The sequence below is a fragment of the Cellulosimicrobium sp. MI9406 genome, assembly GCF_040595865.1.
Classification (GTDB): domain Bacteria; phylum Actinomycetota; class Actinomycetes; order Actinomycetales; family Cellulomonadaceae; genus Cellulosimicrobium; species Cellulosimicrobium funkei.
Genome location: NZ_JALIZI010000010.1, coordinates 1 through 21,827 on the forward strand (window position 1 = coordinate 1; position 21,827 = coordinate 21,827).

The 21,827-nt window shown below is 74.1% G+C and carries 17 protein-coding genes, 1 tRNA gene and 1 pseudogene; 7 read left to right on the forward strand and 12 right to left on the reverse strand.

Annotated elements, in window-relative coordinates; translation table 11 throughout:
- Positions 1-3,898, forward strand: a pseudogene (locus MT994_RS17250) (hypothetical protein); the annotation flags it as partial.
- 31 nt (positions 3,899-3,929) lie between these two features.
- Here the strand turns inward: MT994_RS17250 and MT994_RS17255 are convergent.
- From MT994_RS17255 to upp, 3 genes are all read right to left on the reverse strand, one after another.
- Positions 3,930-4,652 (reverse strand): NAD(P)-binding oxidoreductase, encoded by a 723-nt coding sequence (locus MT994_RS17255; protein WP_034651883.1) that lies wholly within the window; start codon positions 4,650-4,652, stop codon positions 3,930-3,932.
- A 139-nt stretch (positions 4,653-4,791) separates the two neighbouring features.
- Positions 4,792-5,475, reverse strand: a complete 684-nt coding sequence (locus MT994_RS17260; protein WP_354807237.1) for a winged helix-turn-helix domain-containing protein — start codon at positions 5,473-5,475, stop codon at positions 4,792-4,794.
- Between the two features lie 315 nt (positions 5,476-5,790).
- Positions 5,791-6,426: a uracil phosphoribosyltransferase gene (upp, locus tag MT994_RS17265; protein WP_021482058.1), complete on the reverse strand. Its 636-nt coding sequence runs from the start codon at positions 6,424-6,426 to the stop codon at positions 5,791-5,793.
- A 325-nt stretch (positions 6,427-6,751) separates the two neighbouring features.
- Between upp and MT994_RS17270 the strand changes: the two genes are divergently transcribed.
- Complete coding sequence (locus MT994_RS17270; RefSeq protein WP_074804208.1) at positions 6,752-7,183, forward strand: nucleoside deaminase; 432 nt, start codon at positions 6,752-6,754, stop codon at positions 7,181-7,183.
- Positions 7,184-7,327: 144 nt separating this feature from the next.
- Here MT994_RS17270 and MT994_RS17275 read toward each other — a convergent pair whose 3' ends face one another.
- The 4 genes from MT994_RS17275 to MT994_RS17290 all read right to left on the reverse strand — a co-directional run bounded on the left by MT994_RS17275 (position 7,328) and on the right by MT994_RS17290 (position 12,589).
- On the reverse strand, positions 7,328-8,131 hold the full coding sequence (locus MT994_RS17275) for an NAD-dependent protein deacetylase (RefSeq protein ID WP_043656515.1): 804 nt from the start codon (positions 8,129-8,131) through the stop codon (positions 7,328-7,330).
- Positions 8,132-8,931: 800 nt separating this feature from the next.
- On the reverse strand, positions 8,932-11,025 hold the full coding sequence (locus MT994_RS17280; protein WP_354807238.1) for a carbohydrate-binding domain-containing protein: 2,094 nt from the start codon (positions 11,023-11,025) through the stop codon (positions 8,932-8,934).
- A complete protein-coding gene (locus MT994_RS17285) occupies positions 11,025-11,909 on the reverse strand; it encodes a polyphosphate polymerase domain-containing protein (RefSeq protein ID WP_354807240.1) in 885 nt (294 codons plus the stop codon). The genes MT994_RS17280 and MT994_RS17285 overlap by 1 nt, the downstream gene beginning before the upstream one ends.
- Entirely contained in the window at positions 11,906-12,589 is a 684-nt protein-coding gene (locus tag MT994_RS17290; RefSeq protein WP_354807241.1) for a DUF4956 domain-containing protein, read from the reverse strand. The genes MT994_RS17285 and MT994_RS17290 overlap by 4 nt, the downstream gene beginning before the upstream one ends.
- Before the next feature lie 223 nt (positions 12,590-12,812).
- Here MT994_RS17290 and MT994_RS17295 point away from each other — a divergent pair, with 223 nt between their 5' ends.
- From MT994_RS17295 to MT994_RS17305, 3 genes are all read left to right on the forward strand, one after another.
- Entirely contained in the window at positions 12,813-13,652 is an 840-nt protein-coding gene (locus MT994_RS17295; protein ID WP_354807243.1) for a siderophore-interacting protein, read from the forward strand.
- Between the two features lie 8 nt (positions 13,653-13,660).
- Entirely contained in the window at positions 13,661-14,683 is a 1,023-nt protein-coding gene (locus MT994_RS17300; protein WP_354807244.1) for an iron-siderophore ABC transporter substrate-binding protein, read from the forward strand.
- Positions 14,684-14,884: 201 nt separating this feature from the next.
- A tRNA-Ser gene (locus MT994_RS17305) sits at positions 14,885-14,974 on the forward strand.
- Between the two features lie 46 nt (positions 14,975-15,020).
- On the opposite strand, the gene MT994_RS17310 is transcribed toward MT994_RS17305, so the two are convergent.
- The 5 genes from MT994_RS17310 to MT994_RS17330 are packed head-to-tail and all read right to left on the reverse strand — an operon-like array spanning position 15,021 to position 20,005.
- Positions 15,021-16,256 carry a tyrosine-type recombinase/integrase gene (locus MT994_RS17310; protein WP_354807245.1) on the reverse strand — a complete coding sequence of 412 codons (1,236 nt, stop codon included), beginning with the start codon at positions 16,254-16,256 and terminating at the stop codon, positions 15,021-15,023.
- Between the two features lie 3 nt (positions 16,257-16,259).
- Positions 16,260-16,493, reverse strand: a complete 234-nt coding sequence (locus MT994_RS17315) for a helix-turn-helix domain-containing protein (RefSeq protein ID WP_354807247.1) — start codon at positions 16,491-16,493, stop codon at positions 16,260-16,262.
- Positions 16,490-18,058, reverse strand: coding sequence for a replication initiator (locus tag MT994_RS17320; protein WP_354807248.1), 1,569 nt, complete (start codon positions 18,056-18,058; stop codon positions 16,490-16,492). Before MT994_RS17320 ends, MT994_RS17315 begins: the two co-directional genes overlap by 4 nt.
- Positions 18,051-19,562, reverse strand: a complete 1,512-nt coding sequence (locus MT994_RS17325; RefSeq protein WP_354807250.1) for an FtsK/SpoIIIE domain-containing protein — start codon at positions 19,560-19,562, stop codon at positions 18,051-18,053. The genes MT994_RS17320 and MT994_RS17325 overlap by 8 nt, the downstream gene beginning before the upstream one ends.
- Positions 19,559-20,005, reverse strand: coding sequence for a plasmid replication, integration and excision activator (locus MT994_RS17330; RefSeq protein ID WP_354807377.1), 447 nt, complete (start codon positions 20,003-20,005; stop codon positions 19,559-19,561). The genes MT994_RS17325 and MT994_RS17330 overlap by 4 nt, the downstream gene beginning before the upstream one ends.
- 259 nt (positions 20,006-20,264) lie before the next feature.
- Here MT994_RS17330 and MT994_RS17335 point away from each other — a divergent pair, with 259 nt between their 5' ends.
- Both MT994_RS17335 and MT994_RS17340 read left to right on the forward strand, forming a co-directional pair.
- On the forward strand, positions 20,265-21,029 hold the full coding sequence (locus MT994_RS17335) for a DUF5919 domain-containing protein (protein ID WP_354807252.1): 765 nt from the start codon (positions 20,265-20,267) through the stop codon (positions 21,027-21,029).
- Positions 21,013-21,795, forward strand: coding sequence for an inositol monophosphatase family protein (locus MT994_RS17340; RefSeq protein WP_354807253.1), 783 nt, complete (start codon positions 21,013-21,015; stop codon positions 21,793-21,795). Before MT994_RS17335 ends, MT994_RS17340 begins: the two co-directional genes overlap by 17 nt.
- Positions 21,796-21,827 lie beyond the last annotated feature (32 nt).

A 21,827-nucleotide genomic window follows, 5' to 3' on the forward strand; every position in this document is an offset into this window, starting at 1 on the left:
CGGGGCTGCTGCGGTGGGCGGAGCGGCGGCCGTCGGCGGTGCGGCGGCGGGCGGCGGCGCCCTGGCCGCGGCCGGGGCCGGAGGCCTGCTCGCGCTGGTCGCGTCCGCGCCGATCGCCGCGGCGGCGGTGACCGTGGGCGTGCTCGCGGTCGCCGGGCTGGGCGTCGCGGGCGCGCTCGGAGCCTTCACCCCCGACCCCACGCCGTCACCGACCTCGCAGTCGTCCCCGACGCCGTCCGGCTCGTCCCCGTCTCCGTCACCGTCGCCCTCGCAGAGCCCGGGGACGACCTCCCCGACGCCCGACCCCACGACAGACCCGACGTCCCCCACCAACATCCCGCCGGCGCCGGCGGACCCCGCCACCCCCGACGCGACGACGGCTCCGCCTGCGGATGGGGGCGCGCCCGGCGGGACGAGCCCAGTCGGCTCGACGCCCACCGACCCGGCTCCCGGCGGCTCGACCCCCGTCGACCCGGGGACCGGCGAGCCGACGCCCGTCGACCCGCCGCCGGAGCCCGCTCCGGCCGCGCTCGACGTCGCGCTCGGGACCGGCATCGAGATGGAGGCGCGCAAGCCCGCCGACGTGCGCCTGACGGTGTCGAACTCGGGCGGGAGGGCGGCGCAGGACGTCACGGTCGAGATCGACCTGCCGGCCGGCGTCGAGGCCGTCACGTCGTCGGTCGTCGCGCGCGGCGCGTCGGTCGCGCCCGTGCTGCGCACGGCTGCGCTCCCGTGCGGGCCCGCCGCTGCGGGCGGGACGCTCGCGTGCGCGGTGGGCGTGCTCGCGCCCGGCGAGGCGCGCGACCTCGTCGTCACGGTCACGGCCCGGGGCGGCGGCGTCTACGAGTTCCCGGCGCGCGTGAAGGCGGAGGGCCTGCGCACGGTGGAGCGCAACCTCACGCCGCCGCCGCTGAAGTATGTCGGCGCAGAGGTCCGGCTCGACGACGAGCGCGTGACGCTCGCGGCGAACCCCGGGTCCGCGACGCTCACGCTCACGGCCGCCAACACGGGCGACCGTGATGCCCAGGGCGTCCGCTTCACCGTGCCCGAGCTGCCGAAGGGGCTGTCCCTCCGGCCTGTCGACGACGACTGGACCTGCACCACCCCGACGCGGGGCGCCGCGCTCGAGTGTGCGAGCGACACGGTGCTGCCCGCTCCGGCGCGCGGCGCGTCTGCGGGCCGCCCGGTAGAGCTGACCGTCGAGCTGCGCGCCGAAGACGGGTTCACGCCCGAGTTCCAGCAGCGCGACGACGGCGCGCTCCGCGTGCTCCCCGCGGACGTGCCCGTCGAGGTGCGGGCCGGAGCCGACGACCAGGCAGTCACGGCGAGCCGCACCCTGAGCGCGGCGGTGCCGCTCGCGTGGCTCGGGGCCGACGACGTCCAGGTCCGCGCGGAGAACGCGGGCGGCGCGGTGCGGTTCGTCGCCGACCTGACGAACGGGACGGGGACCCCTGTCACGGTCGGCCTCGTCGCGCCCGACACGCCCGCGTGGCGCGCGGCCGACCTCCCCGGGCGCGCGAGCGTGGGGGAGAACGCCTCGCTGGTCGTCGACGTCAACGCGCCTGCGGTGCCCGCGAGCATGCTCCTGCTCTCGCAGGAGAGGCTGCTCGTCGGCCCGGGTGGCGGGACGGTCGTCTCGCGGCCGCCGAGCGATCTCGCGCTCGCGCTCGGCCGCCAGGCGATCGCGCCGAGGGTCGCGGAGCCGACGGTCGCACGGTGCGTGTTCGACCCGGCGACGGACACGTCGTCCGCGCCGGTAACGCTGCACCTGGACAACGCGGCATCGACGGTGCCGGTGACGTTCTCGGTCGTCGGCCGCGACGACCTGACCGCGACGCTCGAGGGTGGCGAGACACGTGACGTCGTCGTGCCCGGTGGTGTCGGTGCGCAGGGCGCGACGTTCGCGGTCGTCGCGGACGGGGAGACCGTCGCGCGGCACGTGGTCGACGGCGTCGACTGCTTCGAGTGGCGCGTCGAGGGCTCGGCGACGGCGGAGTGGGCGCCCACCGAGGGCGGCGGCTCCGTGGTGGTGAGCGGGACCTTCCGCAACGACCACGCGGCGGCGACGCTGCGCGTGGCGCTGGACGGTGGAGACCTCGGTACGACGCGCGCGGTCGACGTCGCGCCCGGCACGGAGGCCGTGCTGACCCTCGACACCGGCTCCCGGCAGGTCGCCGCCGGCGAGGTCGCGTTCCGCGTCTCCCGGCTCGACGGCTCGGGCAGGTCGCACGTCGTGACCGCCGCGTACGACGCCGTGCGGCACGCGCCCGCGGTGGACGCGCCGACCGTCGGGGCGTGCGTCCTCGACCCGGCGACCGAGCGGTCGTCCGCCCCGGTCGCGCTGCGCTACGACAACACGCGCTCGACCGTCCCCGTGGTGTTCGCCGTCGCCGGTCGCGACGACCTGACGCGCACGGTCGACGGCGGCCGGGACGCCGTCGTCGACGTGCCCGGCGGTGTCGGGGAGGCGTCGCTGACGCTCGACGTGCTGGCCGACGGCGCGGCCCTCGCGAGCCACGAGATCCCGGGCGTTGACTGCTTCGACTGGTCGGTCGCGGACGGCTCCGCGTCGGCGACGGCCACGTGGGTCGTGCCGGACGGTGCGGGCGCCGGCTCGACGGTCGTGCGCGGGACGTTCCACAACCCGTACCGGGCGACGACGCTGCGGGTCACGATGACGACGCCGTACGGCGGCGCCGCGCCCGTGGAGGTCGCTCCGGGCGCGACCGAGACGCTCGCCGTCGACACCCGCGTGCGCGACGTCCCGGCGGGGACGGCCACGTTCGCGGTCGAGCGGGTTCACGCCCCCGGCCTGGCGGGGAGCACGGTAACCGCGTCGTACGCAGCGACGACCTACGCGCCGTCGTGGGCGCGCACGGCGACGGTCGAGGCGCGCTGGGAGGACGGCTCGATCCGGCTCGTCGGCACTCTCACGAACGACACGGCGGAGACGCTCGACGCCCGGATGCTCGGCGGCGCGCTCGGGGACTCCGCCCCGGTGAACGGCATCAGACCCGGGGAGACGGCGACGTTCACGATCGACACGGGGAAGCTCGACGTCAAGGCCGGGAAGGTGACCTTCCGCCAGTACCGCTGGGTGCTCGGGAAGGGTTTCCAGGACTCGGCCCTCGCGGCGACCTACCGGGGCGCGGCGTACGTGCCCGACTGGGCGGCGACCCTCACGGCGACGACGCAGTGCGCGCCCGGCGGGGGCGGGGTGGTGCTCACGACCGGTCTGCGGAACGACGCCGACGAGCCGACCCGCGTCGTCGTCCGCACCCCGTTCGGCACGCGCGACCTCGGCGAGGTCGCGCCGGGTGCGAGCGCGAGCGTCGACCTGCCCGCGGGCGCCCTCGCGGTGCGGTCCGGTGCGGTGACGTTCGAGCTGTCGCGCACGGTCCTCGGCACCCCGTTCGCGGAGACGGTGACGGCCCGGTTCGACGCGCTCGACTGCGCGGTCGTGGCGCCCGGCGGGAGCCTCGTCCTCGGTGACCCGTACTACGACGCGAAGCGCGGTGACTCGTTCCGCACGGTGTCCGTGCTCCTCGACAACGCGGGCTCCAACGTCCCGCTGACCTTCCGGGTCACCGGGCAGGCGAAGGGGCAGTGGGACCTCGCGGCCGGCGAGCGCCGCACGGTGGCGCTGGGGGAGGCCGCCGGGTCCGGGGCGAAGTACGTCCTGCACGCGGGATCGTGGTCCGAGCAGCTCGTGGTCGACCCCTTCAGCGCGGCGCCCGCGTGCTACGCCGCGTGGGAGGTCGACGAGTGGTACGGCTTCGGCGACAAGGTGTCCTACGGCGGCTGGAACTACACGGCGCGGATCGCGAACGTCCTCATCCGGCCCGACCGTGACCCGCTCGGGGTGATCTGGCAGCGCGAGGCCCGCTGCGCGGGCTGACGCACCCGACGTCCGTCGCCGGGCCGGGCGGTCAGGGCAGGACGTCGGCGAGCGCGTCCTCGACGGGGCGGTCGCCGCCCACGAGGTCGAGCACGAGTCCGGCCGAGCGGGGCTCGTGGAGCACCGCCGCGAGCACGAGCGCGACGTCGTCGCGCGTCACGTCGGACCGCTCGCCGACGGCGGCGCCGGGCTTGCGCCGCTTGCCGCGCGGCTTGTCGCCGTCGCCCACGGGGGCGAGGGCCACGAGCCCGACGCCCGGGTCGTCGGTGAGACGGCCGGGCCGGACGATCGTCCACTGCAGGTCGGTGCGGGCGCGCAGGTCGTCCTCCGCAGCGGCCTTCGCCCGCAGGTAGGCCCAGAACACGTCGTCGACGCCGTCGGGGCGCTCGTCGGCACGGGCCGCCTCGACGCCGCGCGACGAGACGAGGACGTATCTCCCCACCCCGGCGCGCTCGGCGGCGTCGGCGAGGAGGGCCGCGCCCGCGCGGTCGACCGCGTCCTTGCGCGGCGCCCCGCTGCCGGGCCCGGCGCCCGCGGCGAACACGACGGCGTCCGCGCCCTCGAGCTCGAACGACACCGCGACGGCGTCGTCCTTCTCGAGGTCGACCAGCGCGACGTGCGCGCCGAGCTCTGTGAGATCCGTGATCTGCGCGGCGGACCGCACGAAGGCGACGACGTCGTCCCCGCGCTCCACCAGCGTCCGGGCCAGGCGACGGCCCACCTGGCCGTGACCTCCCGCGATGACTGTGCGCATGGGCCGAACGTATCGCCGCACGCGCGTCCGCGCCCGGCGAGCGGGCGGCCTCCGAGGGTCGTCACAGGAGGGGGTTGCGCTGCCGGGCGCGTGGTCCCCCACGTACCCCCACGTCGACCGCGGCCCGGCAGCGCGGTCCTCAGGCGGCGTCCCCCGAGCCGCCGAGGACGACGGGGGTCTGCGGGTCGAACCGGTAGCCGAGCCCGCGGACCGTGGTAATGACGTGCTCCAGCCCGAGCTTCTCGCGCAGGCGTCGCACGTGGACGTCGATGGTGCGGCTGCCGCTCGCGACCTCGTGGTCGGCCCACACGGTCTCCAGCAGCTCGGCGCGCGTCACGACGCGGTGCGCCGTGCGCGCGAGGTACGACAGCAGCTCGAGCTCGCGGAACGTCAGGCGCGCCGAGCGGCCCTCCACCGTGACCGTGCGCCCCGCGGGGTCGATGACGACGCGTGGCACGGGGGAGAGGGTCGCGAGCCGCTCGCGGAACGCGGCGATGTCCTGGACGGGCGACGTCGTCGCGGTCGTGGGCTCCGCGAGGGCGAGCGCCGTGTACGTCTCGGCGCTCGGCAGCCAGTCGCGCGCGAGCTCGCCCAGGGCCTCGGCGAGCTCGACGAGCTGCGCCTGCGGCTGCTCGCCCGGCGCGGCGTCGACGCCGACGTAGAGCACGAAGCCGGGGTTGCGCCGCGGGGCGGCGGGCTCGGGCGCCGCCGCGCGGGGTGCGGGGGCGGGCCGCGGTGCGGTGGGGCGCGGCGTCGTCGTCCGGGCAACGGGGACGCGGGCCGACGGCGTGCGGCGGGCGGTGCGGGTAGCGGTGAGCGTCATGGGTGGCTCCGGGTGCGTCGGGCCGACGGCGACGCCGGGAGTCCGGCGGGTCGGCAGGGGTCGAGGGCTGAACCGAGGTGCGGGAGAGGGTTCAGGCCTGACAACAGACGCACACGACCGCGCCCGGGAGCACGCCGGACGGCGCGCTGACGGGACGGGTCGAGGTGCTCACGGGAGCGAGCATGGCAGCGGAGCGCACGGCACGCCAAGAGGAGCCGTGGAAGTTCTCAGCATGCGGACCGCGGCGATCTCGCGTTCCGGGCGTGCCGAGCGGGCGCCGGGGCGTCCCGGCGGGTGTTCGTGCAGGTGGGAGGGTCAGACGACGCCGTACAGGCGGTCGCCCGCGTCGCCCAGCCCGGGCACGATGTACGCCTTCTCGTCGAGGCGCTCGTCGACCGCGGCGACCACGAGCTGGACGTCGACGCGCTCGCCGACCGCCTTCTCGAGCACCTGGATGCCCTCCGGCGCGGCGAGCAGGCACACGGCGGTGACGTCGCGCGCCCCGCGCGCGAAGACGTAGTCGATCGCCGCGACGAGCGTGCCGCCGGTCGCGAGCATCGGGTCGAGCAGGAAGACGTGCCGGCCCGTGAGGTCGTCGGGGAGGCGGTTCGCGTACGTGACCGCCTCGAGCGTCTCCTCGTCGCGCTGCATCCCGAGGAACCCGACCTCGGCCGTGGGCAGGAGCCGCGTCATGCCCTCGAGCATGCCGAGGCCCGCGCGCAGGATCGGCACGACGAGGGGGCGCGGCTCCGCGAGCCGGACGCCGACCGTCCTGGTCACGGGCGTCTCGATCTCGTGCGGCTCGACGCGTACGTCCCGCGTCGCCTCGTAGGCGAGGAGGGTGACCAGCTCGTCGACGAGGAGCCGGAACGTCGAGGACGTCGTCTCCTTGTTCCGCAGGACGGTCAGCTTGTGGGCCACGAGCGGGTGGTCGGCGACGTGCAGGCGCATGGTGACAACGGTATCGGACCGCGGGCCGTCCGCCGTACCGGCCGGTAACCGATCCGCGCACGGGGCGAGCGCGCGGTCGCTAGCCTGGTGCGGCCCGCTCCTACCGACCGGAGGTCCCGTGCCCGACGACGTCGCCCACCCCGGCGAGCCGGCCCACCCGGGCGGCCCCGCCCGCTCGGGCGACCCCGCCCACCGGGGCGACCTCGCGCACCCGGAGGAGGGGACGGCGTCGGGCAGCGTGCCGCGCGGGCTCGCGATCCCTGCCGCGGAGGGTGCGTTCCCGCCCGCCACGGTCGCGGGGCGCCGCCGGACGTGGGACGCCCTCATGGGCCTCGCGCTGCACGAGGCGACCCACGCGCTCGCGAGCGCCGACGTGCCCGTGGGGGCGGTCGTCGTCGGGCCGGACGGTCGGCTGCTCGGCGTGGGGCGCAACCGGCGCGAGGAGACGGGCGACCCGACCGCGCACGCCGAGGTGCTCGCGCTGCGCCAGGCCGCCGCGACGTGGGGGGAGTGGCGCCTCGAGGGCTGCACGCTCGTCGTCACGCTCGAGCCGTGCGTCATGTGCGCGGGCGCGCTCGTGCTGGCGCGCGTCGAGCGGCTCGTGCTCGGGGCGTGGGACCCCAAGGCCGGCGCGACCGGCTCGGTGTGGGACCTCGTGCGCGACCAGCGCGCCAACCACGCCGTCGAGGTCGTCGGCGGCGTGCGCGAGGACGAGTGCGCACGGCTGCTCCGCGACTTCTTCGGCGCGCAGCGCTGACCGCACCCCCTGTCGTCGCGGTCGCGGCGGGCAGGAAGGACGGCGCCGGGTCTACCATCCGGCGCCTCGTCCCTCGGCGCCTCCCGCCAGGCCCGCCACGACCCGGCGCCGTCCTTCCTCCCCACCGCTCGTGGGTCGGTCGCCTCAGCGCGCGAGCGCCTCGGCGAGGGCGGTGAGGGTCTCCGTGGTGCCGGCCTCGATCTTGAGCGTCGCGAGCGGGTCACCGCGCGTCCAGCCACGGTTGACGATGACGACCGGCTTGCCGTCCTTCGCCGCGTGCCGCACGAACCGCAGCCCGCTCAGCACCGTGAGCGACGACCCGGCGACGAGGAGCGCGTCGCCCTCGTCGACCATCGCGAACGCACGGTCGACCCGTTCGCGCGGCACGTTCTCCCCGAAGTACACGATCTCCGGCTTGAGGACCCCGCCGCAGAACTCGCACGGTGCGGGCCGGAAGTGCGACGTCTGCTCGATCACGGCGTCCGCGTCCGGCGCGATCTCCACGTCGCCGACGTCGCCGACGCTCTCCAGGAACCCCGGGTTGAGCGCGGTCAGGCGCTCGGCCAGGTGCTCGCGCGAGATGACGCGCCCGCACTGCAGGCAGATCACCCGGTCGTAGCGGCCGTGCAGGTCGATGACGTTGCGGCTGCCCGCGTCCTCGTGCAGCAGGTCGACGTTCTGCGTGATGAGCCCGACGAGCACGCCCGCGTCCTCCAGCCGCGCCAGCGCGCGGTGGCCCGCGTTCGGGTGCGTGCGGTGCACGTGCTGCCACCCGACGTGGTTGCGCGCCCAGTAGTGGCGGCGGAACGCCTCGTCCTGCACGAACTGCTGGTACGTCATCGGGTTGCGCGGCGGCGAGTCCGGGCCGCGGTAGTCCGGGATCCCCGAGTCCGTCGACACGCCCGCGCCCGTGAGCGCCGTGACCCGCAGCCCGCGCAGCAGCTCCACCGCGTCCTCGACCGTCCCCGTCCGCGGCGCCGGCTCCGCGCCCGCCGGTGGCTGGCTCGGCCGCCACGCGAGCCGCGACGACAGGGTCGGGACGGCAGACGGCAGGTCGGCGGCCGACGTCGCCACGTGCGCGGGGGAGGCGGTCGTCGGTTCGGTCGGGTCGGTCGGGGACGGTGCGGTCGGGTCGCTGGGCACGTCTCCCACGGTACGACGAGAGCGGGGACAGAACTCCGGCCTGCGGAGGTAGCGCCGGTCACCCCGAGGGAGACCCGAGGCCCCGCGAGGTAGAGCTGAGGTCGCGCGAGGTAGAGCCGTGGTTCGGTCGAGGTAGAGCCGTGGTCCCGTGAGGTGGACTCGAGGTCTGGCGAGGTAGAGCCGTGGTCGCGCGAGGTAGAGCCGTGGTTCTGCGAGGTAGAGCCGTGGTTCTGCGAGGTAGAGCCGTGGTCTTGTGCCCGACGGCGCGGGTCGGGTCTGGATGGTGGTGCCGCCTTGCTGGTGGCCGGCTGAGGCGCCCTCGCCGCGGGCGACCGACCGCCGTCGGGCACGACGGTGCTCCAACGCGAGGACGCGGCACGACCACGGCAAGGGCTCCTCGCGACCAGGTGGCCGCACGGACCGGAGTGGGGACGATCCTTGGCGCGCTCCTGCCGGTGCCCGACCGCGGGTCTCTCTCGGATGACCTCGGCTCTACTTCGCGGGACTTCGGCTGTACGTCGGGGAACCACGGCTCTACCTCGCGGGACCGGGGCTCTACCTCGGCAGGGCGCTCGGGCTGAGATCCCCGGCCGGACGACGCGCGGTCAGGACTCGGTGGTCTCGCTCTGGCCCGTGGTGTCGTCCTGAGCCCTGGTGTCGTCCTGGGCCGTGGTGCCGTCCTGCGTGCCCGGGTGGGTGGGGCGGCCCCCCATGCCGCCGCCGGTCCATTCGCCCGCGACGGCGGTCACCGAGCCGGACGGGGTGGTCACCGTGTAGGTCTCGCCGGTCGTCACGTCGGGAGAGGAGACGACGACGTTCGCCGTCTCCTTGGTGACGGTGAGCTCGGCGACGACGGTGCCGTCCGACGCCGTGACGGTGACGGTGTCGCCGGCGCTCGCAGAGACGTCGGCGGCGAGCCAGCCCTGCTCGGAGTCCGTGGCCGGTACGACGACCATCCCCGCGCTGCCCGCCGCGACGAGCGAGCCGCCGGAGACGGTGAACGTGCCGTTCACGTCGAGCGCGCCGTTGCCGTCGTTCGTCGGGCCCTGGACGACCGTCTCGCCGCCCGTGACCGTGAGCGACCCGTTCGAGTCGATCCCGTCGCCGCCCGCGTCGATCGTGAGCGTGCCGCCGGAGATCGTCAGCGACGAGCCGTCGTCGGCGTCCATGCCGCCGCCCGCCATGCCGCCCGCCCCACCGCCAGGGCGGCCCTGCGGCAGGTCCGTGCCGTCGGGGGGCTCGACACCGTCAGGCAGGTCGTCGCCCTGCGGGGGCTCGGGCATCTCGCCGTCCGCCGGCATCTCCGGCGGGGTGCCGCCCGTCGTCCCGCCCGGCGCACCGTCCGGCGGCTCCGGCATGGTGCCGGCGGCCGAGCCGCCCGCCGAGCCGCCCGCTGCCGAGCCGCCTGCGGCCGTGTCGCCTGCTGCCGTGCCGCCCTCGCCGGTGCCGGTCGTCGACCCGACCGTCGCGTTGAGGCCGTCGTCGCTCGCCGTCACGTCGACGTCACCACCGGAGATCGTGAGGGTCGCGCCCTCGATGCCCTCGACGGACGTCGTGACCGTGAGGTCGCCGCCGGAGACGGTGACGTCGCCGTCGGCGTGCACGCCGTCGTCGCCGGACGACAGCTCGACGGTCCCGCCCGAGACGGACACGGCGCCGTCCGAGTGCAGCGCGTCGTCGGCGGCGTCGACGGTGACCGTCGCGTCGTCGCCGACCACGACGCCCACGTCACCCTTGAGGCCCTTCGCGGAGGCGTCCTCGCTCACGTCGGCGCCCGCGCCACCGGCCGCGGTGACGGTCAGCGTGCCGCCGGAGACGACGACGTCCGTCACCGCCTGGACGCCGTCGTCGCCCGACGTGACGGTGACGTCCCCGCCCCGCACGTCGACGAACCCGAGGGCCGCGTCGCCGTCCTCGGTGGACTTCAGCCCGTCCTGCGCGGCGGTGACGTCGAGCGTCCCGCCTGTGACGACGAGGTAGTCCTTGCCGCGCAGGCCGTCGTCGCCCGCGTCGACGGTGAGGTCGCCGCCCGCGATGGCGAGGCCGTCCTTCGAGACGATGCCGTCGTTCGCGTGCGACGTCACGGTGACCGCGCCGTCGCCGCCGATCACGAGGTCGGCCGTCGAGAACAGCGCGCCGTCGGGCTCGCCGTCGGCGTCCAGCTCGGAGGGCTCCTCGGCGTCGGTGAGGCTGTTCGTCGAGCCGTCGGCGAGGACCACCGCGACCTTCTCCGCGTCCTGGACGTTCACGGCGGCGTTGGTCGTCGAGGTGATGTCGGCGTCGTCGAGCACGAGCTGGACGAGCCCGTCCTCGGCGGTGTCGACCACGACCTGGCCCTCCAGCGTGCCGCTCAGCACGTACGTGCCGGGGGCGGTCACGGTGACGGTCGCGCCGTCGACGGTCACGCCGTCGCCGTCCACGGTGGCGGTGCCGCCGTCGAGCGCGATGGTCGTCGCCGACGCCTCGTCGACCGCGAGGTCGGCGTCGTCCACCGTCACCTCGGTGTTGTCGGCGCGCGCCTCGTCGGGGGTGAGGCCGGCGACGGCGTCGGGCGCGGTGGTCGAGCCGCCGCTCGCGGTCGTGCTCGCGCTCGCGGACGTGTCGTCCGTGGCGGCGTCGCTGCCCAGGACCGAGCAGCCGGCGAGGACGGCGGCCGCCGCAGCCGCGGTGAGGTACGTGAGGGGTCGTCGGATGCGCATCACAGGCTCCTGTCGTCGTGCCCGGGGGTGCGGGCGAGGTGGTGGGCGGGAGTCCGGTCGGACGTCGTGCCGCCCGGGGAGGGGGTGAGGTGGCGGCGGATCACGCGCCGCCAGGGGCCGTCGGGCAGGTCGGGGCGCAGCAGCGCCAGCCCGGTGCCGTACTTCGAGATCCGCTCGGGGCGGTGGCCGTGCCGCCACAGCAGCCGGTCGAGGTCCGACGGCGTCGAGCCGCCCTTCGTCTCGACGACCGCTAGGTGGCTGACGGGCCAGGAGAGGGGCCGGGCGCCGTCGGGCCCGTCGAGCTCCCACGTGAGCCCGGTGTCGACGGTGGCGCGCGCGGCGCCGTCGGGCCGGGGGAGCAGGAGCGTCGTGCGGCGGTAGCGCGACACGAGGCCGGGTGCCAGCGCGTGCTCCGGCACGCCGTCGATGCCCTCGGCGGCGAGCGTCCGGTGGACGAACTCCTGCCCGCCGTCGAGCGCCGTCGGGCAGTCGTGGGCGACGCGCTGCTTGAGCGTCGTGCCGCGCGCGGCGCGCGTCTTGACCTCGAGGAAGCTCGTCCCGGAGTCGAGGTAGGTGCGCGTGCGGACCTTGAACCGCCGACGGCGGCGCGTCGCCGTGAGGCGGAACGACGCGAGGTCGGGCGTGTCGAAGTACACCGACTCGTAGGCCGCGCTGCGTGCCCCGTCGATCTCCAGGACGCGCGCGGCGGTCGTGCGGGCGAGGGTGTCGAGCACGGCGACTGCGTCGTCCACCGGCAGGACGTACTTGCGGTCGACCCGGGTCAGCAGCGCGGCCGTCCCGACGAGCTCGTCGAGGTCCACCCCGGCGAGCGGCTGGAGGGCGGCGCGCAAGCGGTCGTCGGCCGGGAGGGTCTGCGGGCTCATGCGCGCACCCCCGTCCGGGCGGGGAGACCGTCCGGGGCCGTGGCGGCCACGCGGAGCGGCGCGGCGTCGGCCGCGAGCGGGGGGACGGCGTCGGGCAGGACGGCGGGACGGGCGGGGCGCGCGCCCCGGCGCGGCGTCCGTGGGGCGGTCCAGCGGACGTCGACCCAGGTCGTGTCGTTGACGAGGTCGAGCCGCTGCACGCTCACCCCGCGGACCTCGGCGCCGAGCAGCTCCTCCAGGTAGCGCGTGAGCTCGGCCGGGTCGGCGAGGGCGCGGTCGACGACGACGGTCTGGCTCTGCGTGCGGCGCAGCACGCGCGGGTGGTCGACGACGGCCATCACGCCGACGACGAGCGCCATGCCGGCGAGGGACAACCAGCCGGTGGCCGCGCCGAGGCCGCCGAGGAGGCCCAGCGCGAGGGCGGCGAAGTAGTAGGCGACCTCGGTCTGCGAGAGCTCGGTCGAGCGGAGGCGGATGATCGACAGGACACCGAAGAGCCCGAGCCCCAGACCGGCGCCGACGCTGCTCGTCGCGAGCGTCGCCGCGACCGCGAGCACCCCCACGTTGACGCCGAGGTACGCGACGACGAGGTCGCGGCGGCGGTGCCGGGGGAAGTAGAGGCCGAACGCGAGGACGGTGACCGCGACGAGGTCGACGAGGTACAGGACGGGCTGGGACACGAGGCCTCCGGGTGCCGGGGCGCTGGGCGCCGTGGTCGAGGACGTCCCCATTCCGCCGGGCGAGCCTGTGCGGTCGCTGTGGAGGGCACAGGGTGCGTGTATGAGTTCCCTCGGGCGCCACGACCGCGCGACTCGCGCTGCTCCGCAGGGCGGTGACCGGCGTCACGACCCCGCGCCCAGGCGGTGATGTTAGCCTCACCTAAGTCACCGACGAGAGGTTGTCATGTCGACCACCACCGCGCCCGCCCCGCGGCGCGCCCGCCCCCAGACGGTCCTCGAGGTCCTCGAGACCGCGTGGCTCTCCCCGCACCTCGTGCGCGTCGTCGCCGGGGGCGACGGGTTCGCCGCGTTCACGACGAACGAGCACACCGACAAGTACGTCAAGATCTACTTCGCCAAGCCCGAGCTCGGCCTCGAGCCGCCCTACGACGTCGCGGCGCTGCGCGACACGCTCGCGCCCGAGGACGTGCCCGTCACCCGCACGTACACCGTGCGCTGGGTCGACGAGGCGGCGCAGCGGCTCGCGATCGACTTCGTCGTGCACGGCGACGAGGGCCTCGCCGGGCCGTGGGCCGCGCGCGCGAAGCCCGGCGACCGCCTCGTCCTCTCCGGCCCTGGCGGCGGGTACCTGCCCGACCCGGCCGCCGACTGGCACCTGCTCGCCGGCGACGACTCCGCGCTCCCCGCGATCGCCGCCGCGCTCGAGGCCATGCCGCGCGACGCCGTCGGACACGCCGTGCTCGAGGTCGGGACCGAGGCGGACCGCCTGCCGCTCGAGGCGCCCGACGGCGTCCAGGTCACCTGGGTGCTGCGCGGCGACGCACCCGCCGGGACGACGACGCTCCTGCCCGACACCGTCGCCGACCTCCCGTGGCGCGAGGGCCGCGTCCACGTCTTCGCGCACGGCGAGCGCGGGGCCATGAAGGCCCTGCGCCGCGTCTTCGCGGAGCGCGGCGTGCCGCGCTCCGACCTGTCGCTCTCCGGCTACTGGGCCTACGGCCGCGCGGAGGACCGCTTCCAGGCGGAGAAGCGCGAGCCCGTCGGCCAGATCTTCGAGGACTGAGGAGTCCCATGCACCGCACCAGCACCACCCGTCCCCGCCGCGCGCTCGCGGCCGTGTCCGCGCTCGCCGTGCTCGCGCTCGCCGCGTGCTCGTCCGGCGACGGCGACGCCGAGGCTTCGCCGTCCGGCAGCGCGACCGCCGACGGCGCCGCCGACGCCTTCCCCGTGACCATCCCCACGGCGTTCGGCGACGTCGAGATCCCCGAGGAGCCGGAGCGCGTCGTCGCGCTCGGGTGGGGCGACGCCGAGACCGCCCTCGCGCTCGGCGTCCAGCCCGTCGGCGCGAGCGACTGGCTCGCGTTCGGCGGCGACGGCGTCGGCCCGTGGCTCGCCGACGCGTACGACGAGTCGCCCGAGATCATCGGCACCCTCGAGCCGTCGTACGAGCAGATCGCCGTGCTCGACCCCGACGTCATCCTCGACGTGAAGTCGTCCGGCGACCCCGAGCGGTACGAGCGGCTCTCCGAGATCGCCCCGACCGTCGCCATCCCCGAGGGCGGCGAGGCCTACCTCACGCCCATGGAGGACCAGGTCGGCATGATCGCCGCCGCCCTCGGGCGCAGCGAGGCCGGCGACGAGCTGCTCGCCGAGGTCAACGACGCGTTCGCCGCCGCGCGCGACGAGCACCCCGAGTTCGCGGGCAAGACCGCCGTCATCGGGTCCTACTGGGCCGAGGGCTTCGGCGCCTACGTCTCGACCTCCAGCCGCGGCGAGTTCATGCAGGGCCTCGGGTTCGACACCAAGCCCGAGATCGACGAGGCCGCCGGCGAGGAGTTCTCCGCCACCCTCGGCACCGAGAACGTCGACCTGCTCGACGCCGACCTCACCGTCATCCAGCCCATCGGCTTCACCGCCGCCGACGTCGAGGCCCTCCCGATCTTCCAGACCGTGCCGTCCGTCGCCGACGGCCGCTACGTCGTGTTCGACGACAAGGACCTCTCCAACGCCTTCTCGCTCGGCACGCCCACCGCCGTGATCTACGCGATCGACAACGTCACCCCGCTGTTCGCCGAGGCGCTCGCCGGGAAGTGACGCCCGTGCCTCCGGCGTGGTGCGCGACGCCCGCGCGGTCCGGCGGCGGGTGTTGCCCGACGGCGTGGGGTGGGCCGGGTGGTCCGGCTCCGCGCGGGCGTCGAGCGGGGCGGGCGTGACCCGACGCAGGACCGGCTGACCGGCCGATTCGGTGTCCGGGGGTGTGACCAGGTATCCTTCCTGGGCCGGGTATCCCGGCGAGGTAGCGTGTCCGAGCGGCCTAAGGAGCACGCCTCGAAAGCGTGTGTGGGTGAAAGTCCACCGTGGGTTCAAATCCCACCGCTACCGCCACCCGAAGGGCCCCACCCGCAGAATCCTGCGGCGGTGGGGCCCTTCGTCATGTGGAGGTCACCGGAAACTCACCTGTTTCGTGCTCGGTGGCCGTCGACCCGGCCGCCGAGATCAGCTGGTCGATGACGACCCGCAGGTCCGGCGCCACGTGGGTGCGCTTCACGTAGTGCCGGACGGTCGTGCCCTCGTCGGCGTGGCCGAGCAGCGCGGTCGCGTTGCCGATCGTCGTCGAGTTCGCGACCTGCGTCGCCACGGTGCGGCGGAAGTCGTGCGGGGTAACCGTGGTGCCGATGGAGGCCTGCGCGTCGCGGAGCTGGTCACGCACCCGGCTGGGGGAGCGCGGCGTCGCTCGCGTGGACGGGAACACCAGGGCGTCCGGACCGCCGTCCAGCCCGAGGTCCAGCGCCTCGCGGATCGCGGTGACGACGAACGCGGGGAGCGTGATCGTGCGCCGCGACGAGTCGGACTTTGGCTTGGGCTGCCGCACGAGCCGTCCCTCCGCCCGGACGACGGTCCCGGTCACCGTGAGCGTCGGGACCTCGGCGTCGAGGTCGGCATCCGCCTCCCGCAGCGCCAGGCACTCACCGATCCTCAGCCCGGTGCCGAGCATCGTGTCCACGATCTGCGGCAGCAGCGTGACGTTGCGACGCCCCCGTGCGAGCGCGGGACGGTCCTCCCACTCGCGCACGGCCTTGCGCAGCAGCGCGATGTCCTCCAGCCCGAGCGTGCGGACCTCGGCACGGCGCGGCTTGCGGACGGTCACTGCGTCGCGGACCGGGTTGAACGGCGCAGCCCCGTAGCGCACGCACAGCATCATGACCTGGGACATGACGTTGCGCGCCTGCCGCGCGGTGTCGAACTTCTGCGCCGTGCTGAGCGCCATGAGCACCCGGTTCACCGCGACGGGCGTGACCTCACGGACCCGCAGCAGGCCGAACGCAGGCCGCAGGTCGCGTTCGAGGACGCCGCGATAGGTCTCCAGCGACTGCATGGTGATCTGGCCCTCGACGCGCTTCTCGACGAGCCAATGGTCGAACACCACCCCCATGCGGGTCGCCGGGGTGATCGTCGCCGTCCCCGCGACCGCGGTCTCCGTGCTCGCCTGGTGCAGCTTGTCTTCCAGGGCTCGCTGCGCCGCCGCACCGGAGCGGCCTCGCGCTTCGACGGCTCGGAGGTTCCCGGCCAGGTCGCGGTACCTCGCCCGCGCACGCCAAATCCCCGGGGCGATCTCCGTCCGCGTGATCCGTCCCCAGCGGCCGGGCTCGATGGGCTTGCGCGCCATGCTTCAGCCCGCCGTGCCGCAGTCGGTCACGCGGTCGAGCCACTGCTCGACGTCGGCCGGCCGGTACCGGAGCCGCGCCCCGACCCGCACGACCTTGGGACCGCCGCCGCGGCTGGACCACGCGTACACGCAGTGCAGGCTCACGCCGAGGTACTCGGCCAGCTCCTCGGGCGTCATGAGCCGCGGCCTGCCGCTCGGCCTGTCCATCGTCGGGGTGTTCGTGGTGGTGCTCGTCATCGTGCTGCCTCCCTGCTTCCGTTCCGAACCGATGCCGTCGCGTGCGCCTTCCACTGCGCGTACTCGCGGGCGCGTGCCGCCGCCGCGTCGGCCAGGGCCTTGTCGCCCGGGTTGGTCCACCCGGAGCCCTCGTAGGTCCAGGAGCCGACGACGAGGGTCGTCTCGTCGTCCTCGGCGAGCAGGCGTGCTTCAAGGTCGGCGACGTCCATCGGCGTGCCATCGCGCTCGGCGTCTGCCTTGAGCCGCTGGAACCTCATGCGGGCCCGGCGCAGCCTTCCGAGCGGGATCGAGTAGCGCCGCGACTTGCTCGAGAAGTGGCCACGGAAGCCGAGCATGTGCGCCCACTTCGCGAGCAGCCCGTACGGGCTGTCCGCGCACTGCCCGCAGACGCAGCCCTCGTCGTCCTCCGGGTCTGGCCCGGCGAGGCCACGGCACGCGGTGCGGGCGCGCTCGGCGAGCCACCGGCAGGTGCGGACCATGCGCTGGTGGTGCGGGCGCGGTGTCGCGAGATCGGTGCCGGTGCCCTTGGTCGAGTACTTCGCGAGGTAACCGGCCACCTGCTCGGGCCGTAGGTCGTCGGAGCCGTCGTCGTTCTCCGGTACGCCAGTGCGCACGCACCGCACGTCGAGCTGCGTACCGAAGCGCAGCACGCGCGGGACGTCCGCACCGTCCACCGGAGGAGCCGTGACGGCCACTGCCCGAGCAGCAGCCCGCGCGGCGTGCGCGAGGGTCGACCCGTCGACGGGAGCGGGGCTGCCCGGGCCGTCGGGGCCGTCGAGCCGGATGAGGGCGTGGAAGTGCACGAGGCCGCGCACCTGATACTCGGCGACCTTCGCGAACTGCACCGAGGCCACCGTCCCGAGCGTCGACTCGCGCACGCCCAGAGCCTCGGCGACCTGGCGACGCAGCGCGATCGTGAAGCGCCGCCACAGCTCTGGGGCGTGCCACTGCCACACGACGGCTGAGTGCCAGTCGTAGCAGGCGTCGCACAGCGGAGACCCGACGGCGGGGTCGGGGTCAGCGTGCTGCGTGGTGCACCCGCGTGGGCGGCCGTGTGGGCACGTCCCGGTGCTGTGCGGACGGCAGCGCGCGGACCTGCCGTGCTTGGCGCGGGTGCCGTGCACGTGACCGAAGGACGGCGCGGTGAGGGTCGCGAAGACGAGCGGGTTGTCCGCGACGGTCGCAGGGACGGTCTTGCCGCCCAGGAGGCCCGCCCGGATCATCTCGAACGTGTCGCGCGCGTAGACGCGGGAGCAGGCCGGGCAGACCGACTCGCGCCGGTTGCCGCACGCGCGGTACAGGACGCCGAGCGGCGCGTCGTCGGAGCTGAACTGCGACAGCACCTCACCCGTGGCCGCGTCGACGGTGGTCGAGGAGCCGCGCAGCCGGATCGGGTGAGAGCAGAAGCCCGTGCGGGCGGCGGCGTCGGAGAACGCGGCGGCGGTACGGTCGCGCAGCCGTGCGGCGATCCCGACGACCGCCGCCGGGGTGAGGTTCCCGAGGTCGAGCGGGGCGTCCAGCCCGAACCCCGGGAACCCACCCTGCGCGGGAGCGACGTCAGGCATCCGACGCCTCAGCGGCGGACGTCGTGCGGGTCGCCGTCTCGCGCGGCTTGCGAGGAGACCGCGGCTTGCGCGGTGCACGCGGAACCCGCTGCTCCTCGGCAGGGACCCGCGTGGGCGTGGTCGCCTTGTCGTCAGCGTCGGGAGTTGGCGGGCCGACGAAGATCGGCGGCGGCATGTACCGGTCGGGCGCGGGGTAGGTCTCGGCGACCATCCGAATGAACGTGTCCTCCCAGAAGTCCGCCCGAACCCGCTCCACGTTCCCGTCGTCTGCGACCACGTAGCCCGTGCCGGGGTGGGCCGGGCTGATCTGGTGTGCGGGCGCGACGTCGGCCATGCCCTCGCCGAGCACCATCACCGTCTCGGACGCCGACCGCAGCCGCAGCGCGACGGTCTGCGTGAACAGGCCACGCATCGCCACGGTCTCCTTGCGCGGGTCTTGCACGAACGCGACGACGAGCACGCCGAGCGCCCGGCCCTGCGTGAGGACGCGCCGCAGCAGGTCCGACGCCTCGCTCTGCACCTGCTTGGACGCGTAGGCGGTGAGGACGGCGAGCTCGTCGATGAGGAGCACGTGCACCGGGTCTCCGGGCGTCGGCACGAAGTCGCGCGTCCGCCCGTACATGGCCCGCTGGCGCTGGTCGACGACGGCGAGCAGGTCGCGCAGCGCGTCCACGGCCTGGTGCTCGTCCGTACTGACCCGGTAGAAGAGACGGTCGCCCATGCCGATCTCGATGCCGCCCTTGAGGTCGATGCCCCAGAGCCGCACGAGGCCCGCCTGCACGGCCGGGGCGAGGTTCCCGGCGATACCCCAGAACACCGACCCCTTGCCGGAGCCGGAGCAGCCCACGACGAGCGTCTGCAGCCCGCGCAGCGTGAGGCGCCACCGGTTGCCGTCCTGGATGCGGCCAAGCTGCACCCCGGTCGGGTCGACGTCGTTCGGGATCGTCGCGTAGAGCGGCTGGTCGAGGAGGTCGGCCATCGTCAGCACGATGTCGAGCACCCCGGGCCGCACGCGACGACTCGTCGACGCCTCGGCGCCCATGATCGTGCCGACCGCCTCGACGGCGCCGCGCAGGTCGTCGAGCGTCTGACCTGACCGGGCGCGGACCCGGATCGTCAGCGTGTTGTCGCGTGCTCGGACGCGGAGCAGCCGCGGGACGGTCCGGTTCTCCCGGACGACTCGGTCGGCGAGCCCGCAGGACTTCGCCATCGACGGCCACTGCCGACGCACGAACCGCCGCCACCGGTGACGACGCAGCGGCCCGCCGAGCAGCGGCTCGTACGTCATCGGGCTGAACACCGCCCAGAACGCGCGGACCAGGTTCCATGCCGGGACGGACCAGTAGAGCGCCGCCGACAGCCCGTCGTAGGCGAGGAGGCCGACCACGCCGCCCACAAACAGGGTCGCCACGATCCACCGCCACGCCCGCACGGTCCACCGCAGCGCGAGCCACAGCGCTGCGAGGACCCGGCGAACCCCCTGCCAGAGCCGGGCGGTGATCACGCCGCGGCCTTCGGGGTCGTCTTCGCCGCGTCACGGGCCTGGCCGGGCGCGACGAGGTCGGACGCACGGAACGACCAGGCGATGCGGGGACGCATCCCGTTGTCGTCGACGTAGGGCAGGGCCGTGAGGCCCACGAACTCGACGGGCGTCCACGGGAACCCGGACTTGTTCTCCGGCGGAACCGGCTGGTACTTCGCCGCGAACTTCACCGTCACGCCGATCTCCTTACGGCCGGCGTCCTCGTCACCGTCGATGACGACGCACTGCCACAACGGCAGGCCCGTCTCCTTGTCGTGCTGCTGCGGGCGCGTGCCGTCCGGTCGCTGCGCCGCGTTGAAGTCCGCTACGGGCTCGACCTCGCCGCGCAGGAACGCACCCTTCGGGAACGCCACCGAGTGCTCGATCTCGAACCGCTGCTTCATCGCCATGTGGATCACTCCCATTCGCACGTGGAGCGCGCTAGTCGCTGCTCCTGCGAATGACTACACACCCAAGCGAGTCGCGTGTCAAGCGACCAAGCGCATGAGATTCGCGTGTCACGCGATCCGTGCGAGGATGACGGATGTGAGCGGGACATGGGATGCAGTGGTTCGCGAGGTGCTCGACCAAGCCCGCAAGGCGGCTGGAGGTGGTGCGCCACTCGCGCTCGCTCTGCGCTCTGCCGACGTCGGCCCGGACTCGGGCACCTACTCGGAGTCGGCCGTGAGCAACTGGATCAAGGGCCGCGCTCGTCCCCCAGCGGACGTCGTCCTCGCGGCCGCGTCGCTCTACGGAATCTCGCTCGATTCCCGACTTGGCTCCACATCGGAGTCCGATCCCAAGGAAGCAACAGACCTCGAGCAGCTTCGCGGTGCTCTGAGTCGGCTCGAGACCCTTGTTCACGAACGACTGAGGCCTCACGGCGCCGTGAGTTCGTTCACCACACGGGACGTTCGTGGCGTCTTTGCCACGCGATCGGAGGCTCAGGCAGCCATGCCCGTGCTTAAGACGCTTGCCAACGCTGAGCGAGTCGATGTTATGGGGCTCAGTCTCAACGCTCTGTGTCAGGGCGTGTCGGACGTGACGCTCGCCGAGTTCGTCGAGAACGGGCTCACGCTTCGATGCCTGTTCTTGGACCCGGACGGCGATGCGACGGCCGCGCGGGAGGCCGAGGAAGAACTACCCGTCGGACACATCGCCGAGCTCACACGAACAAACATGCTCGCCGTAGCGCGACTCCGGAGGCGGCTCTCGCCCGAGGCGCGTGAGCGGGTGCACGTGCGGACCTACGACGAGCCAGTCCGCTTCAACATCACCACGGTCGACTCAACCCGCACCCTAGTGCAGCTCTATCTCCCGAATCTCCGCGGCCTGGACGCACCTACGCTCCTGATCGAGCCCGATGATGCGGAGCCACATGGGCTATTTCCGGTGTTCGAACGCATCTTCGCTGAGTCATGGGAGCGCGGTCGTGCTGTCGGAGACTGAACGGGCTGCGGAGAGCGCGATCGACCTCGCGCTCTCGATCCTTCACGCGGGAGTCAACGGCGACCGCGTATACAAGACGGATCGAGACTTTGCGACGGCCACAGACTTCGCGATCGAAGACGCCGTCCGGGAGCACCTCGCGCGTGAGACCCCAGGGTTGGGCTTTCTTGGCGAGGAGCGTGGCCACACCGGCAGCCGCGACCGATACTGGTGTCTTGACCCCATCGACGGGACAACGAACTTCGCGCGTGGATTGCCCAACTACGGGGTGTCGCTTGCTCTCATCGAGGATGCGGCACCGGTAGCCGGCACCATTGCGCTGCCTGCACACGATGAGCGCTACGTCACACGCGGCGGTATGGCCTGGCTCAACGATCGACACGTACGGGTTTCGACGACGTCAGATGCGCGTGAGGCCGTCGTCTCGATGGGCGACTTCGCCACCGGGCCACGAAGCACTGAGAAGAACGAGCGACGGCTCGGCATGATCAAGAGGCTTGCTGAGTCGGTAGGTCGTGTCCGTATGCTCGGGTCGGCTGCGACCGACCTCGCGTGGCTGGCGGCTGGCCGACTCGATGCTGTCGTCATAGATGCGAACCGCACCTGGGACGTCGCCGCAGGTATCGCCCTCGCCCGGGCGGCGGGCGCAGTCGTCAGCCAGACGGATGGCACGCGCTATGCACTCGACGGGCGCGACCTCCTCGCGGCGGTCCCCGGAGTGCACGCCTCGCTGATCGCAACCCTTGTGAGCGTCGAATCTGGGTAGCGGGTCGGCCTTGTGTCAGTCCGTGGAGCCGT

Excerpts from the sequence above, each read along its gene's own strand:
- MT994_RS17310 (WP_354807245.1), bottom strand. The coding sequence starts at position 16,256 with ATGGCGCGCAAGCCCATCGAGCCCGGCCGCTGGGGACGGATCACGCGG.
- MT994_RS17315 (WP_354807247.1), bottom strand. The coding sequence starts at position 16,493 with ATGACGAGCACCACCACGAACACCCCGACGATGGACAGGCCGAGCGGC.
- MT994_RS17255 (WP_034651883.1), bottom strand. The coding sequence starts at position 4,652 with ATGCGCACAGTCATCGCGGGAGGTCACGGCCAGGTGGGCCGTCGCCTG.
- MT994_RS17300 (WP_354807244.1), top strand. The coding sequence starts at position 13,661 with ATGCACCGCACCAGCACCACCCGTCCCCGCCGCGCGCTCGCGGCCGTG.
- MT994_RS17330 (WP_354807377.1), bottom strand. The coding sequence starts at position 20,005 with ATGGGAGTGATCCACATGGCGATGAAGCAGCGGTTCGAGATCGAGCAC.
- MT994_RS17270 (WP_074804208.1), top strand. The coding sequence starts at position 6,752 with ATGGGCCTCGCGCTGCACGAGGCGACCCACGCGCTCGCGAGCGCCGAC.
- MT994_RS17260 (WP_354807237.1), bottom strand. The coding sequence starts at position 5,475 with ATGACGCTCACCGCTACCCGCACCGCCCGCCGCACGCCGTCGGCCCGC.
- MT994_RS17295 (WP_354807243.1), top strand. The coding sequence starts at position 12,813 with ATGTCGACCACCACCGCGCCCGCCCCGCGGCGCGCCCGCCCCCAGACG.
- MT994_RS17280 (WP_354807238.1), bottom strand. The coding sequence starts at position 11,025 with ATGCGCATCCGACGACCCCTCACGTACCTCACCGCGGCTGCGGCGGCC.
- MT994_RS17285 (WP_354807240.1), bottom strand. The coding sequence starts at position 11,909 with ATGAGCCCGCAGACCCTCCCGGCCGACGACCGCTTGCGCGCCGCCCTC.
- upp (WP_021482058.1), bottom strand. The coding sequence starts at position 6,426 with ATGCGCCTGCACGTCGCCGACCACCCGCTCGTGGCCCACAAGCTGACC.
- MT994_RS17320 (WP_354807248.1), bottom strand. The coding sequence starts at position 18,058 with ATGCCTGACGTCGCTCCCGCGCAGGGTGGGTTCCCGGGGTTCGGGCTG.